Consider the following 15,574-nt stretch of genomic DNA (forward strand, 5'->3'; position numbering starts at 1 on the left):
AAGCCCTATTTTGTTTTCGCAAGATATTCTGAGTTGTTATTTGGGGCAGCACATAATTCTTTATTATATGGAAATACTCCCTGTATGCGTAAAGATTATCTGATTAAATCCATCACACAATATATTTTCTTTTTCTTTCTGGGATCATTTCTTGGATACCTGTGGGAAGTGCTGCTTTTTTATGTGCAGGATGGGGTTTTCTGTAACCGTGGCTTTCTCTATGGTCCATGGCTTCCGGTCTATGGTGTGGGGGCTGTCCTGATGCTGCTTATTTTAAGACGCTTTCAGAAGCATCCGGTCAAAGTCTTTTTTCTTGCAGCGCTTCTCGGCTCTTTCGTAGAACTTTTTATCGGATGGTTCCTCGCCCAAGTTTTCCACCTGCGTTACTGGGATTATCACGATTATCCACTGCAGCTTGGCGGTTATATCTGTCTTTATTCTGCATTGGGATTTGGCATTGCCGGTGTGCTCTGGGTCTGTGTGTTTGCGCGGATTGCCTCCCATTTATGGAAAAAAATGCCAGTACCACTGCAACGCATTTTTCTTACGCTGCTGATACTGGCATTTCTTTTTGATTGCGCCGCCGCACTGATTTTTCCCAACGCCGGGCACAATATTACGTTTTCTTTGTTTCAAACATATCAACCCGTCACATGTTGATGAAGATATTTTTCTCTCGTTGCCAGTCCCCCACGGATATGACGCTCCGACTTATTGACATCCAGCACTTTCCTTGCTTCCCGCGCCAGGGTCGGATTCACCTGGGATAAACGTTCTGTTACGTCCTTATGTACCGTGCTCTTACTGATTCCAAACTGCTTTGCGGTCTGACGCACTGTCGCATTGTTATCTATAATGTATTTGGCTATTTCTACGGCTCTTTCTTCTATATAGCTTTTCAAAGAAAATCCCCTGCAATACTTGTTTTTACATTGTATGCAGAGGATTTGCTTTTATGAAAAACTCTCTTCTTTTTTTGTTATATCTGCATCATTTTTCCGGCAAATACTTCAACAATTCTTCCACCAGCCCATATGCTTTTTTCCTGGTACTATTTTTGTTGGTGTTTTACCTATAATCCCTTTACTATATCTTATGTACACTATTTTTCCAGATACACTGTAAAAATACACATTTTTTATCTAATTACAATTTCAATGTTGCCAATATAATTTTTCTAATTTTCCAAACATTATCTTTAGTTATTGCAATACTGTATCACCCAAATAATTCTCACTTAATTCCTTTATTAATAATAGAAATATTTGTTTTTTATATCCTATACACTATTCTTTAGCAAATCATACAAATTCAATATTGTGCCTTCTTAATTATATATATTTTGATATACTCTAACCTTTATGATACAATTATCTCAAAATATATGTAGGGGGATTCAAATGATATATACTATTAATACTCGCAGTTCCATATTATATCCACTAATCAAATCATATTTTAAACTATCTGAAACTAAAATCTATAATATATTAAATCAAGAATTTGAAGCTATGAAAAAACATCTAAAAAATAAAGGAATAAATTACGAAGATTTAAAGCGAGCATTAATTCCTAATCAAGATAAAGATAATAATGAAGTTTGCTTTGTTTTTGACTCTACTTTAATAGAAAATTCTATGTATGGATATGAAATTTTTAACAAAATTATCCAATTACAAGATCAACAAAGTACCTATAGTATTTTAGCCGGCGATTACACAGATATTCTTAACGAAATTCCAAATTCTCAATTAATTCTTCGCGAAACTTTATTAAATTCATTAACAAAATGTAATAATTCATTTTATCAGAATAGTAGTCAATACTATCTAGTATATATTAATAGTATTACTGCCTCTCAAATGGATACTATAATCAATGGATTACAAAAATATAATTGGTTTTATGGATACGCCATTATAAACTATCATTCAAAATTCAAATCCTATTTATCTCATATCCTTATGAATATTTGTATAAAGGCAAAAAACACCATAATTTTAAGTCATCCCACTGATTATGAAGATTCAGAAAATATTAATATACTTGGATATCCTTTTGAACAGAATTTATTTAATATAATCAGTATCAATGAAGAAAGTTTTTCCACCTTTCTAAGTTATAAAATAGAATCCCTCATTCCTGATAAGGATGATATAGGCTTTTCTTTTAATGCTTTATTTCCAAAATTTGATTCATTAGAGAAACTCTCTTTAAATATTTCAGATGGCAAATGGGGCTACTTAAGCAACAATACCACTGGCAAAGGCGGCATCCTAAACTCATTATCTTTTGATACCATCAGCAAATGTGATTTTACAAAAGAAATTTATAAATTAATATGTAGCAATTATATTTATAAAATAAATAAAAATGAATACAATGATTATATGTTCAATGTATGTATTGAACTCCCAACAAAGAAAAATAACCTCAGAAAAACAACCGTTAGTTTAAAGTATCATCCTGATTCCGGAATAATTGATATTATAACTATAACCTAATGGTCAAAAACTATCATTCTTTCTGGTTTAGAATTTATTTTTATAACATCTGTCCCTCTACCCTTGAAAATCTTTTTTACAGATATCAGATGCTAAAAAGATGCATATAAAAGATCCCAGATTATATCTGTCATCCCTTATATGCATCGTAATTTTCATCTATATTCTATTTCATATAACCCTTTTTCCCTGTGAATACTACTGCCGCTCCGCATAATGCCAAGAGTGCAAGCAGATATCCAACCGGTGATTCATCGCCCGTTTTCAATGCTTTTGTTTTCTGTGCTGTGGTCTGCTCAGTATTTGGAGTGCTATTTCCACTTGTTGCATCAGCTTTCTTCGCAACGGTAAATTCGGCGGTTGCTTTCTTTTCTTCTCCACTGATAGAAGACACAATCGCAACCGTATGCTTTCCGGTAGCAAGGCTTTCTAAGTATTCTGCAGTAAAGGTGACAATGGTAGAGCCTTCTGTTACCGTATAATTTTTCGCATCTACTACGGTGCCATCCACTTCTACACGAACAAAACTGCTGATACCGGCGTCACTGCGGAAGCGAAGCGTTGCACCGCTGTCCTTTGTCCATTCTCCACCGGCGCCTTCAATAATGACCGGTGCTGCCGGTTTATAATCTGGATTCTTCTCGTTACAGCCTTCTCTTCTGCAGGTTTCTGCGTTGTTACTAAAATCATGTCCTAACGGATTTCCGCTGGTAAATGTCTCCGTTCCCTTTGCCCCACACAGCTTGCAGGATTTGTAGTAAACTGCCGGTGCCGTACAGGTTGCTGCTGTTTTCAGATAGGAATCTGATACTGTTTCCACCCATTCACCATGCTTGCATGTAATTGTAAATTCTTTTGTTGCTTTCGTATCTGTTCCAACTGTAATCTGTGCCTTATAACTGCCCGGTAACTTTGGTGCACCTCCAACGGCTTCTGCTCCGCTGTTGTCACTGTTGGTCTTTGTGTCTGTTCCACTCAGATAATATACGATTTCCGGAACCGGAAGATTAAGTCTCTTCCAGTCTTCGGATGTTGTTATATTGGCAGCTTTTGCTGTTCCATCATAGTCTGTATTCTCAGCTGATAAGGATAACCATAAAGATGCATCTTTCTCATTGCAATCTCCCAATCCACTACAGGTGGCAAGAATACGGCTTCCATCTTTGCCTTCATCCACTGCATAACTCCATGTGTGACTGTGTTTCCACTCACCAATCAGGAGTGTTTTGGCAGATTTTTGACCTACTCCAATATAACCTCTCCAAACTTGTGGCGTATCTGTCAATTCCGAAATATCTGCCATCATAGCTGTAGAACCTTTCATTGACATAGCATCTCCAACTGTAATGCATGCATCACTTTTTCCATATCCATCTGATGTAAAAATGGCACCCCAGCCAAGTCCATCTGCAGTCGCATAAAGGGAACCATTTGGACTATTCTCAATACTTACACTTCCACATCCAAAAATTGCAAAATCACCATAGGTTCTAGATTCTTCTTTTATGCTGACCAGCTCATTGTTTCCAACCAGTGTAATATGAATGTTATCTACATAGCTTAATACATTATAAGAATAAGATTTTAATTTTAAATTAGAAAATGTCACCTTTGAAAAACTGTCAAGTGGGGGTTCATTATATTCTCCCAGCTCAATAATATCTGATGTGGGCTCCGCATTTTCATCCATTGCAATCGTAATGTCATCCGTCAGAATGATAAGCGAATTTCTATTTCCAAATCCATATTTTCCATAGGTATAATCGACTCCTTCTACAATCGTCCCCGAATCCCTTGACAACGTAAATGGTCCTGCCTGTACTGAATTTGTAGCTGCCTTTGTCTCAATTGTCATTCCCTGCATAAGACCTGCCATCATCATCAACGCAAGTAACAAGGAAAATAAACTTTTCTTCTTTTGTTTCATGTACATCCTTCCCTTCTTAAAATCACCTTTTTTTCTTTCTTTTTTCACTTTTCACACTCTCAATGCTGTGTTACAATTACACTGTTATTTTACACCGCACATCAATGTACGATGCAATCATTTTACAAATTTTGCCGATATTTGAGAAAAGAAATATGATATGGAAATTTTTGAAGAGTTAAAGAGTGTTGCTTTGTCTTAAAATACCACAGTTCTAAAATACATGTTTTGCTTTTCTTTATGAAAGCCCGTCTTTCCAATGTTTGACAGTCTGCACCGGCTGTCCGCCTGCATACAGATACATAAACAAGCCTGTTAGGAGGTCTTGGCATTCTGTTATGCAACCGGCAATGCAGGCACAGGGATGTGCCTGCAAGGCGCAGTTGAATATGGATATGAATTTGCGCCGGTTGCCGGAATCATAAACTTATTTGCCAGAATGTCTAGACCTCCTTACGGGTTTGTGGAAGTATCTGTCGCAGACGGACAACCGGTGCAGCCGGTCAAAGCAACGGAAAGACAGCTTATGACCAAGCAAAACATGCACTTAAGAACTGTTGGCATTTTAAGGCAATAAGCAAACCGACTTTATTTCTTCAAAAATTTCTAAATCCATTCTTTTCACAATCACCGAATAAATAAAAAGGGGGAAACATTTTGAAAGAACTGTTTTCAATTGGAGATGCCGCAGACTTTGTGGGCATCACAAGAAGAATTATTTTAAATTATGAAGCTCATGGACTGGTTTTTCCGGATGTAAAAGAAGACCCATCCGGCAATCGTTACTATACCATTGATACACTGACGAAGATTCGAACCATCCGCTCGCTGCAGAATCTTGGCCTGTCACTGGATGAAATCCATGGCTACTTCGACAACTCCAACGACCTTTTATCCATGGTTCGAAGGCTGGAAGCTTTGCGGGATGAATTAAATGCCAATATCAAAGCCTTATACGAAAGAATCAATCAGGGATTTGAATCAATGGAAATCATTACAATTCCACCACAGACGGTGTACTGCCGCAAAATAGAAAGTGACAGCATCGCAGAAAAGACGAATCTTTTAAGAGAGGTTGCATTGGAAGCACTGCAGAACTATGGGCCGGCACATACCGGGCAGATTTATTTTACGGAAGCTCCCATTACGGATGCAAAGGATATGTCCTTTTTTGCTGTTGTCCCGGCAGGAAGCAAGGGTGAGCACATTTTAAATCTCCCTGCCCAGAAAGCAGTCTGCCTCTATCATCATGGAGCGTATGAAGAATTTCCATCGGTTCATGATACCCTGCTTTCCTATGCCAGAGAACAAAAACTTACACCGGTTGGTATCTTCCGTCACTGTTACTTAGAGGGACCGCCACAACATAAAGATAAAAGTAAATTTATTACCCAGGTACTGCTTCCGCTAGCATGTTCTAAATGACATGTATCCGGCTCCACCTGCCGCTTAGATACCGGACGCTGAATGCGATAGCACGAAGCGTCCAATCGGCAAACATGCCAATCCACACCGCCATTGGTCCGAAACCACAGCTGCGGATCAGATATACACACAGTGCCACACGGCAGAACCACATGGTAAGGCTGGATAAAATCATGGAGAATTTCACATCTCCGGCAGCACGCATGCCATAAGCCGGGATAAACGCCAGCACCCATACAATCGGTTTTACAATCGTAATTGCTATTATCATTTCCATGCAGAGGGAGGCACTTTCTGCTTCCATTCCAGCTAAAAATGTAACCGGCTTTGTCAATAAAAATACCACTGCACAGGAAATCAGAATAACAATTTCTGCATAGCCGCAGAGTTTCACCATATAATAACGCGCCTCTTCCACTTTTCCGGCTCCAATACATTGTCCTACTACTGTCATCAGGCCGATTCCGATTCCAATGGCTCCGATTCCATTTAAATTTTCCAGAATAATGGTCATTGCCTGCGCGGCAATGGCTGCCGTTCCAAGGGTTGATACGCTGGACTGGATTGCCAGCTTTCCAAACTGGAACATTCCGTTTTCAATTCCGGATGGAATTCCGATAGAAAGAATTTTTCCAATCAATGGGAAATTGGGACGGATCTTAAGATAATGATTTACCACAATCACCTGATCCGGTTTCCGCAGATTCCAGAAAATGACTACTGCACAAAAGATTCTGGAAAATAAGGTAGAAAGGGCTGCTCCTTCCACCCCCATCTGAAATCCAAAGATAAGCACTGCATTTCCGGCAATGTTGAGTCCATTGGAAAGGACAGAAATCATCATTGGAAAACGACTGTTTCCTGCTGCCCGGTAAAAAGCTCCACCGGCATCAAAAAGTGCAATGAACGGAAATGAAATTGCAGTCAGCAGGAAGTAAATCATGGAATTATCCATAACAGCCTCTTCTACCTGGCCAAAAATCAGATGCAGCAGTGGTCCACGAAATATAATGCAAAATATAGACAATACCGTAGAAATCGTCAGTACGCTTAAAGTTACCTGTCTTGCAGCCTCATTGCTGGACTCCCGGTCTCCCCTTCCAAGATACTGGGAACAGATAATTGCTGCTCCTGCTCCTAATGCCGTAAATACCTGTATGACCAGTACATTGATGGAATCCACCAGTGATACCGCAGAGATTGCCGCACTTCCCACATTGCTTACCATCATGGTATCCGCCATTCCCATAAAGGAATTCAAAAGCTGCTCTACCATAATCGGCAGAAGCAGCGTAATAAGTTGCTTATTGGAAAACATCATATGTTCCCGGTCTAATTTTGTTGCATCATATAATCTTATCTTTTGCATTTTATTTCACTTCTTACTCTTTTACTACCGGTGTAAAATCCTCTGTATCACCGCAGAAGAAGCCTCCTGCACCGGCGATGATTTTCTGCATGATTTTTTGCATAAATGCATAGTTTTCTGTGTCAATTGTGACAGCAAAAAGAGCATGAATGTCATGCTCTTTTAAATAAGCATTGGCATATTCATCCTTTAAATCAACTGCAATCTCCTCGATATCCATGGAATGATGCTCCGGAACCTCCACCTCTAATACTCCCGCCTCTTTCCAGATTTCTGTTTCGATGCCATCCATTCCCTCTAATGCAGCTTCAATCTCTGCTACTGTGATGGAATTTGGATTCATATAAAGCCACTCTTTGGTAACGGTGGCTGTGCCTGCTTTCTTTTCTCTTATTTTCTTTAACTTTGATTTATTCTTCATATCCGCTCCTGTTTGTGTTTATGGATATGTTCATCTTAGCACAAACATGGACTTCTGTCTCCCTACTTTTTTACTTCTCCATCCATAAAATATAAGCGGGATGCAAAATCCGGGTAGTGCCTTACCTTATCATTGTATCCGGTTCCGCCAAATGCCGGACTGACATGAACGCCGCCATACATTAAGGTATCTCCATATGCATGGAAGTCTTCCGTCTCGCCATCCATTTTTACCAATTTCGAAAGCACCTGATGGGTCAGGGAATCCTGTTTGATATGAACCGGCGAAACCGTATTTACCAGATCACCGAATTCTTTGATATTATATTTTAATTTCCGGTTGTAGAAATGGTAACGGACATCCGGCAGCAATCCCTTCGGATAATAGGTCTGCTGCTGCATATTCGGCACCACCAATTTCTGCATCAGCATACCCACTGCCTTCGTGCCATTTTCTGATACGCAGGTCCATTCCATCTGATTACCGGCTTCATCCGCTAAAACGCTGCCGCCCATTCCACTCTGTGTTCCGTCATAAAAGCTTCTGCCCCGGTAAAAAGTTCCCTGCTGCAACACCTTCCGCCATTTCTTATATAATGCAATCTGCTCTTTAATGGCTTCCTTTTCTTCTTTTTTCATATCGCAGAGATTGCATTCATAGCCAAAGCTTCCAAAGCATGCCACCTGGAATCGTGTCTCTAACGGTGTATTCCGCAGTGTCTGGTGATTCGGACAGGCGGACACATGAGCACTGACCGCCGACAATGGATAACCGTAACTATAATTTTCTTCTATCTCCGCCCGGCACAATGCATCCGTATCATCACTGCCCCAGATCTGCGGAAAATAACATAAAATTCCAAGGTCAAAACGGTTGCCGCCTGCCGCACAGCCTTCAAATAAAATCTCCGGAAACCGTTCCGTCAGTTCCTTCATACACCGGTATAATCCTAACACATAACGGTGTGCCACTTCTCCCTGCCGTTCCGGTGGAAGTGCTGTGGAATAATAATCACTGAAGGTCCGGTTCATGTCCCATTTCACATAGGAAATGTCTGCTGAAGAAAAGACTTTGCTCATGCTCTCAATAATATAATCCTGTACCTCTCTTCTTCCCAAATCTAAAATCCGCTGGTTTCTTCCTTCCGAATGAGGCTGCCCCGGAATCTCAATCGTCCAGTCCGGATGAGCCACATAAAGTTTGCTTTTCACATTGACCATTTCCGGCTCCACCCAGATTCCAAACTGCAGTCCCAGTCCATGAATCTTATCAGATAAGCCCTTAAGACCGCCCGGCAGTTTCTTCGTATTTGCTTCCCAGTCTCCTAAGGAACTGCTGTCATCCATCCGCTCGCCAAACCAGCCGTCATCCATTACAAATAATTCTATGCCAACTTCTTTTGCTTCCTTTGCCAGCTTCAGTAACTTCTTCTCACTGATGTCAAAATAGGAAGCCTCCCAACTGTTAAGCAGTATCGGCCGCTCCTTCTTCTGCCAGGTTCCACGGATAATATGCTCCCGGATAAAATGATGCAGCCTCTGGCTCATCTGGTTAAATCCGTTTTCTGCATATGCCATCACTGCCTCCGGTGCCTGAAAGCTTTCTTCCGGCACCACTTCATAGGAAAATGCCTGTGGATTGATTCCTGTCACCAGACGCATTTTGCCAAAGCTGTTTACTTCTGTTGCTTCATAGTGATTACCGGAATAGATAAGGTGAAAACCAAAGCATTCCCCGGCATCCTCTGTAGTCTTCGGCCGGCTTAGCATCACAAAGGAATTGGCCCGGCTGGAGGTTGTTCCGGTATAGGAAGCATTTACTAATTTTCCTGCTATTACCGGCATATCACTCCGCTTCATTTCTCTTGCCCAGGCTCCATGAAATGTAGTAAATGCATAATCATGCCCATCAAAGTCAAGCTGCAGGCTCATCAGCCGTTTCAACTGCACAGCTTTCTTTCCGTTATTATAGAATTTCGCACTGCGGCTGATGATGTCACAGGATGGATAGACATAATAATACAATTCCAGTGCCAGCTCATTTCCTTCGTCCGCAAGCCGGATACAAAGCTGTTCCACTTCCTCTTCGCTGCCATAGGAACCCGGCAGTTCCGCAAAGGCTTCCTTACCTTTGGTTATCTCTGCTTCCCTGTATACAAAATCTACCGTATTGCTTCCATTGGCATTCACCACTTCCACAAAAGGCTCTCTTATATCTCCTTTTCCATAGGAGGACATTTCAAGGCGCATATCCTCTAAGGAATATGCTTTCTGCTCTTCGTTATACAGATTCACATTACCCGGTGCAAAGACATGCTTTTCCACCAGCGGCTGCATATCTGCTTCGTCCTCGATATGAAGCTTTCTGCCATAATAAAGATGTTCCAGTTGTCCGGTAGGAAGTACCCGGAAGCAATAGGTGGTATGGTCGGTATCCAGAATAAAATACTTCTTTTCCTTACGAATCATTGATAATTTTCCTTCCCTTTCATCCTGCTTTTTCTGTTTGCTATTTTTACATGCTGTCTGTTTAAACTTCCTTCGCCTTAATCTGCTCTGTGATTTCCTGTACTTTTTCTTCTGTCAGGATAAATTTCTTACGGAATACCAGCACTGCAATCAGTAAGCCGATAATCGGAATTCCTGCCATTGTCATGCGGAGTCCTAAAAGGGAGCTGCCGGATGCGACAGCTGCGGCTGCTGTTTCTGCAGTATCATTACTTAAGTGGCAGAGATTTAAGCAGATAGAAGCTGCCAGTGCGGCTACTCCGGATGCCAGTTTTACTACAAAGGTCTGCATGGAGAAGATAACGCTCTCGTCTCTCCGGTTATTTTTCAGTTCGCCATAGTCCACGGTATTTGCAAGAAATACGGTGGTAAGTACCGTCAGCATTCCAAAGGCTGTAAAGATAAAGAATGACGGAATAAATAATAACAATAAGTTTGACATATTTGTCAGTGTCAGTATAAATAATACACCATAACCTGCGATTGCCATAACAAAGCTTACATAAAATACCTTCAAGACACTTAAGAATTTACGCAGCAGTGGGAAGAATATCATCATGGAAATAATCTGGATTCCACCACCAAAGGTATTGAATAAAGTATAGCTGTTATACCACGCGTCCCCGCCAAAATCATATTTGAAAAAATAAATCAAAAGGTTTGAAGTAATATAAAGAGAGCAGTTAATCAGCACTATCGTAATAACAACGGTCATTGCCTGGTCATTCTGTAACAATGCCTTAAACATCTGTCCCACTGACGGAGAGTCCACATTTACGGTGGATTTTTCTTTGATGCTCATACAGGTAATGGTGATAAAAATCACAAATAACACTGCAATGATTAATGCAAACCATTTGAAACCGGCACGTTCATTGCCCTGCCCTAATAAAACCACACATTTTACCGTGATAATCGTAATCAGTGCAGAGCCCACGCCTGCACAGGATCGGGCAAGGGTAGAAAGTCCCTCTCTTTCTTTGCCGCCTTCGGTAAATGCCGGAATCATGGACCAGAATGGAATATCCATCATGGTATAAGTAACACCCCACAGCACATAGGTTACTGCTGCATAGGCAACCAGTCCACCGCCATCTAATGCAGGTGGTGCCGCAAACATCAGATATAAAATTACTGCATTGGTTATGGTTCCAATCAGAAGCCACGGACGGAACTTACCCCAGCGGGTTCTCGTCTTGGCTACGATAATTCCCATAACCGGGTCATTGAATGCGTCAAATACTCTTGCTGCCATCAGGATAATTCCCATTGCAATGGCACTGACACCCAAAATATCCTGATAGTAATATAAAATGTAACTTGCAGAAAGCATGTATACCATGTCTTTGCCAACTGCACCAAGGCCATATGCTACTTTTTCTTTTGTTGTTAATCTCATTGTCCTTCTCCTCCTTTTCGTAAGCCCATTGCCAGTTCCACTACCCTGTATGCGCCATCGTAAATCCCCTGTTTCTTATTTTCCATAATTGCTTCACACATATCGGTAAGCAGATGGTCTGAGCTTTGGAATAATTCCAGCATCTGCAAGGTATGTGGAATATCACGGCATTCCAGGGTACCGTCCCCAATCTCTGCGGAATGGATGGCACCCCACTGTTCATGTCCACCCACTCTTTTGATAAAGAGCTTCGGCACCGGATAAAATGCCAGCTCGCTAGGCTTTGTCACCAGTACATCGCAGCTTCGCATCAAAAGATTCGTGCAGTACACTGCTTCAAAAATATTCTTATGGTAGAAGCCATGGACTCCGGTTACTTCCCCATCCAGTGCTGCTTCGGCAAACTGCTTTGTATTCTCCCAGTCATCAAAATGCTCCGTTGCCGCATTTTTAAGTCCCGGAATTTCCTGTAATAATTCTTCCCAGACATTCCGGTAATCTCCCACATTGACATAAAGTGCTGCCCTGCCTTCCCGGATTGCCGGCAGCAGATATCTGATAATAGCTGCAAAAATTTCTCTCTGGGCTCCTGCTCCGCCGATGGTTAATAAGAAACGCATCGGTTTCTTCTCCTGCTTTCTTTTAATTCTCGCTTCGCAGTCTGCTTCAATATTGCTTACCAGCTCATGGTCAATATAATGTCCCGTGTATATAAGATCTTTTTCCGGCATAGGATTTAAGACATCTTTTCCCTGCATGCCATTTAAAATCCGATAGCCCTGATACGCATAATGAGTCTGAACTGTATGAAGGCTTCCTTCGGATAAATGCAATGCCATCGGCCAGTTATCCGGAATCGCATTGACTACATATTTCATGCCGGCATGTATAGCTGCCTGTGCCGGCCACACATGGGTTGCTACCACCGGAATTTCCTTTGGTACATTCCGGTAAACCGGAGCCATAAGCTCTGCATTTTTCTGGTCGGAGGCATTATAGGAAAGCTTCCGGAACCCTTCATAATTCATTGGCTCCCATACCAGTTTATTAAAAAGCTTACTCTTTCCGGAAAGTCTTGAGCCCAGAGAATACAAATCATTCTGTGCGCCGATTACTTTGGTGCAGGTCGTCTGCTTATAGGAATTCAAGTCCATCCAGTATGGGATATAACCCATGGATTTTGCTGCTGATGCGATTGCCATGGAAATACGGTAATGTCCAAATCCCATACGGATATTTCCTACAATAATGCCTTTTTCTTTGTCAAAATCCAGTTTTGAAGCCTCTTTCTGCTCTGGCAGCAGCACATCCACAACGCCAAGTGCATCACCGATATGTGCATTTTCTTTTAACACTACCGGATAATCTGTCTTACTGTCATCCCCAAATTTCTTTTGAAATTTCTTCTTACTCTTTACCGCCTTCCGGTACACCTTCTGCGGCATTTTGTTTCCGAAGATTTCCCTTGATTTCTCCTTCATAGATACCCTCCTTATCGTTATACTCCCTTATGCTGTTTCAAATGTAATTTCTCTGGTTCCTGCCTGGCGGTTGCTTATCATAAGTTTTCCGCTTCCGGTCTTTCCTATGGTCTTTACATAAGTGCCACCCATACCGCCCTGCAGGCTGATGATGTCCGGTCCGATGAGTTCTAATGCTCCCTCACATTTTAGCTGCACCGGCTCCTGAAAATATGGCAACAGATTTCCATTTTCATCCACTGCCTGTATTCTTACCGCAGCCACATCATAGGTATGTGTTTCTTTTAATTTCTGACTGCTGACCGTAATCTGATACTGCACCTTCTGTACCGGTTCTCTTACTAAAGTTTTGACCACCTTACCATCCTTTATGGCTTCTAACTTATATACCATGGATTGTCCGCCCCAGTCCCCGACATACCTGTTATAAAGTGCAACCGCATCCTCCATCTTCATATGATAAAAAAGCATCAGCTTTGCTGCCAGATAATATGCTCTTTTCGGCAGATGGTTCATGCCATATCGTGCTGCCAGATTCAAAACCTCTTTTACCATTGCCGCCTGTTTCGGTGCGAAATTCTCTCCCTCTTCGATGGCATTTCCAATGTAATCATCAATTGGAACCGGACCATGTTTCAGATTCTTATATGGAGAATCCGTTTTCTTATATTCCTTGATAAACCGGTCATTTTTGTACATTTTAACACTGTCTGCATTGGTAAAAATATAAGTCTCGCCCCGGTTGCAGGCTGGATGTTCTCCAATATCCATCGTTGAACTTAAGGCTAATACCGGTCTTTCTTCCTGCTGGCAGGCATACACATCTGCCGCCATTTTCGGATTACGGAACATGTCTAAGACTCCGTGATAGCAAATTCTGTCTCCACTACCGAAATCTTTATGTGTATTATAATCTGCCATACACCATCCGAAGCTTCCGGCAATGTCCTCTTCTCCTGCTACTGCATCCAGTACACTGGCGTGGCGGAGAGCATGCCACATGCGATGTTCTTCCCAGTCGAAGGATTTGGTGGAATACATATGTCCGTTATATTCCGTGATAAGATACGGTTTTTCTACATCGGATGTCACATCCTTCTTATGCTCACAGCCTTTGTTCAGACCATTGTGTACAAAATCATTATAGGTATATACATCCTCTAAAAGACTGCTCTTTTTATGCGCCCGCACGCCACCAGTCTGTCTGGTATCATCTAACTTATGTGCTATTGCATTGGTGCGGCGGTAAAATTCATCGTCATCCTGCGATTCATTAATCCGCACTCCCCAGAGAATAATGGATGGATGGTTGCGGTACTGCATCACCATGTCTTTTACATTTTCCACAGCCTGCGCTTTCCATGCTTCATCGCCGATATGCTGCCAGCCCGGAATCTCGGTAAATACCATAAGCCCCAGCTCATCGCACCGGTTTATAAATTCCTGGGACTGCGGATAATGGGATGTCCGCACTGCATTCAGCCCTAACTCTTTCTTTAATACTTCCGCATCCATCCTCTGTATGGAAGCCGGCATGGCATAACCCACATAAGGATAACTTTGGTGACGGTTCAGTCCACGGATTTTAAGCTTCTGCCCATTTAAGTAAAAGCCATCTTTTTGGAATACTGCCCGGCGGAAGCCCACCGTTGTTACGGTCTCATCGATTATAATCCGCCCGGTTTCCATGCCTCCGCCTGCTGCTTCTTTGTCCGTTGCTCCTGCTGCGTCCTTATTTGCCGGATTCCCAGTTACAAGCTGGGTCTTTACTTCATATAACGCCGGATTCTCTACCTCCCATAGGGATACAATTCCTGCCGGAAATACAAGTGTTTTCTTTCCCTCCTGTGCAGGAATTTCAGCAAGCGTTTCCTCTCCAATCAGCCGGTATTCCTCTTCACCTTTTTTCCGGATGTACTGCCGCAGCAACAGGTTTTCTTCGTTTCCTGCCAGCGTGATTTCCGATAGCAATGTTCCCTTCTTCGTTTCCAGTTCCACCTGTGGTTTTAAAAATACATCTGCAAGATAGCTTTCCTCATTTATCTCAAGGTACACATCCCGGTAAATTCCACCGTAAGTCATATAATCAATGACAAATCCAAAGGGCGGAACATTCAGATTCTCATTGCTGTCTACCCGCACCGCAATGATATTATCTTCCCCATAATGAAGCAGTGCTGAAATATCAATGGTAAATGCCGTATATCCGCAGTGGTGTGCCCCTGCTTTCTTTCCATTTACATAGACTTCACTGTCATGGGCAGCTCCTTCAAAGGTCAGCCGCACTACTTTCCCTTCCCACTCTTTCTTCGCCAAAAGGTGTCTGCGGTAGCCGCTTACCATCTGATACGCATGCTCATCAAAATAGTGAAAGGGCAGTTCCTTTACCGTATGGGGAATCCGCACGCTCTGCATCGCTGCTTCGTCATATTCTGCGTTGCTTTGTGCTGCTTCCCATTTTTCACTAAAATACCAGTCATTGTCCAAATAGTATTTTTCTCTCATACCTTTTCCTCGCTCTTTCTACCGGTGTATTTCTAT

12 protein-coding genes are annotated in these 15,574 nt (G+C 41.9%); 4 read left to right on the forward strand and 8 right to left on the reverse strand.

Annotated elements, in window-relative coordinates; all coding sequences use genetic code 11:
* Nucleotides 1–84: 84 nt before the first annotated feature.
* Nucleotides 85–660 carry a putative ABC transporter permease gene (locus DWX65_RS06110; protein ID WP_118173065.1) on the forward strand — a complete coding sequence of 192 codons (576 nt, stop codon included), beginning with the start codon at nt 85–87 and terminating at the stop codon, nt 658–660.
* On the opposite strand, the gene spoIIID is transcribed toward DWX65_RS06110, so the two are convergent.
* On the reverse strand, nt 642–902 hold the full coding sequence (gene spoIIID / locus DWX65_RS06115; protein WP_022242357.1) for a sporulation transcriptional regulator SpoIIID: 261 nt from the start codon (nt 900–902) through the stop codon (nt 642–644). The two genes, DWX65_RS06110 and spoIIID, sit on opposite strands and share 19 nt — an antisense overlap.
* Before the next feature lie 498 nt (nt 903–1,400).
* On the opposite strand from spoIIID, the gene DWX65_RS06120 reads away from it, so the two are divergent.
* Complete coding sequence (locus DWX65_RS06120) at nt 1,401–2,504, forward strand: hypothetical protein (RefSeq protein WP_118173066.1); 1,104 nt, start codon at nt 1,401–1,403, stop codon at nt 2,502–2,504.
* Nucleotides 2,505–2,670: 166 nt separating this feature from the next.
* Here the strand turns inward: DWX65_RS06120 and DWX65_RS06125 are convergent, their stop codons facing one another.
* The gene (locus DWX65_RS06125) at nt 2,671–4,431 is read right to left on the reverse strand and encodes a hypothetical protein (RefSeq protein ID WP_147339144.1); all 1,761 of its coding nucleotides are present in this window, start codon (nt 4,429–4,431) and stop codon (nt 2,671–2,673) included.
* A 325-nt stretch (nt 4,432–4,756) separates the two neighbouring features.
* On the opposite strand from DWX65_RS06125, the gene DWX65_RS06130 reads away from it, so the two are divergent.
* Both DWX65_RS06130 and DWX65_RS06135 read left to right on the forward strand, forming a co-directional pair.
* Nucleotides 4,757–5,008, forward strand: coding sequence for a hypothetical protein (locus tag DWX65_RS06130; RefSeq protein ID WP_117698839.1), 252 nt, complete (start codon nt 4,757–4,759; stop codon nt 5,006–5,008).
* 80 nt (nt 5,009–5,088) lie between these two features.
* On the forward strand, nt 5,089–5,856 hold the full coding sequence (locus DWX65_RS06135; protein ID WP_158564708.1) for a MerR family transcriptional regulator: 768 nt from the start codon (nt 5,089–5,091) through the stop codon (nt 5,854–5,856).
* Here the strand turns inward: DWX65_RS06135 and DWX65_RS06140 are convergent.
* From DWX65_RS06140 to DWX65_RS06165, 6 genes are all read right to left on the reverse strand, one after another.
* Nucleotides 5,849–7,225 (reverse strand): MATE family efflux transporter, encoded by a 1,377-nt coding sequence (locus DWX65_RS06140; RefSeq protein ID WP_242997825.1) that lies wholly within the window; start codon nt 7,223–7,225, stop codon nt 5,849–5,851. The two genes, DWX65_RS06135 and DWX65_RS06140, sit on opposite strands and share 8 nt — an antisense overlap.
* Before the next feature lie 13 nt (nt 7,226–7,238).
* The gene (locus tag DWX65_RS06145; protein WP_117841317.1) at nt 7,239–7,646 is read right to left on the reverse strand and encodes a hypothetical protein; all 408 of its coding nucleotides are present in this window, start codon (nt 7,644–7,646) and stop codon (nt 7,239–7,241) included.
* Between the two features lie 62 nt (nt 7,647–7,708).
* Nucleotides 7,709–10,114 (reverse strand): alpha-galactosidase, encoded by a 2,406-nt coding sequence (locus tag DWX65_RS06150; RefSeq protein WP_118173069.1) that lies wholly within the window; start codon nt 10,112–10,114, stop codon nt 7,709–7,711.
* A 61-nt stretch (nt 10,115–10,175) separates the two neighbouring features.
* A complete protein-coding gene (locus DWX65_RS06155; protein WP_118173070.1) occupies nt 10,176–11,552 on the reverse strand; it encodes a glycoside-pentoside-hexuronide (GPH):cation symporter in 1,377 nt (458 codons plus the stop codon).
* Nucleotides 11,549–13,033: a DUF6937 domain-containing protein gene (locus tag DWX65_RS06160; RefSeq protein WP_118173071.1), complete on the reverse strand. Its 1,485-nt coding sequence runs from the start codon at nt 13,031–13,033 to the stop codon at nt 11,549–11,551. Before DWX65_RS06160 ends, DWX65_RS06155 begins: the two co-directional genes overlap by 4 nt.
* 27 nt (nt 13,034–13,060) lie before the next feature.
* On the reverse strand, nt 13,061–15,538 hold the full coding sequence (locus DWX65_RS06165; protein WP_118173072.1) for a glycoside hydrolase family 2 protein: 2,478 nt from the start codon (nt 15,536–15,538) through the stop codon (nt 13,061–13,063).
* Nucleotides 15,539–15,574 lie beyond the last annotated feature (36 nt).

Source organism: Roseburia sp. AF20-18LB (assembly GCF_003461185.1).
Taxonomy (GTDB): Bacteria; Bacillota; Clostridia; order Lachnospirales; family Lachnospiraceae; genus Roseburia_C; species Roseburia_C amylophila.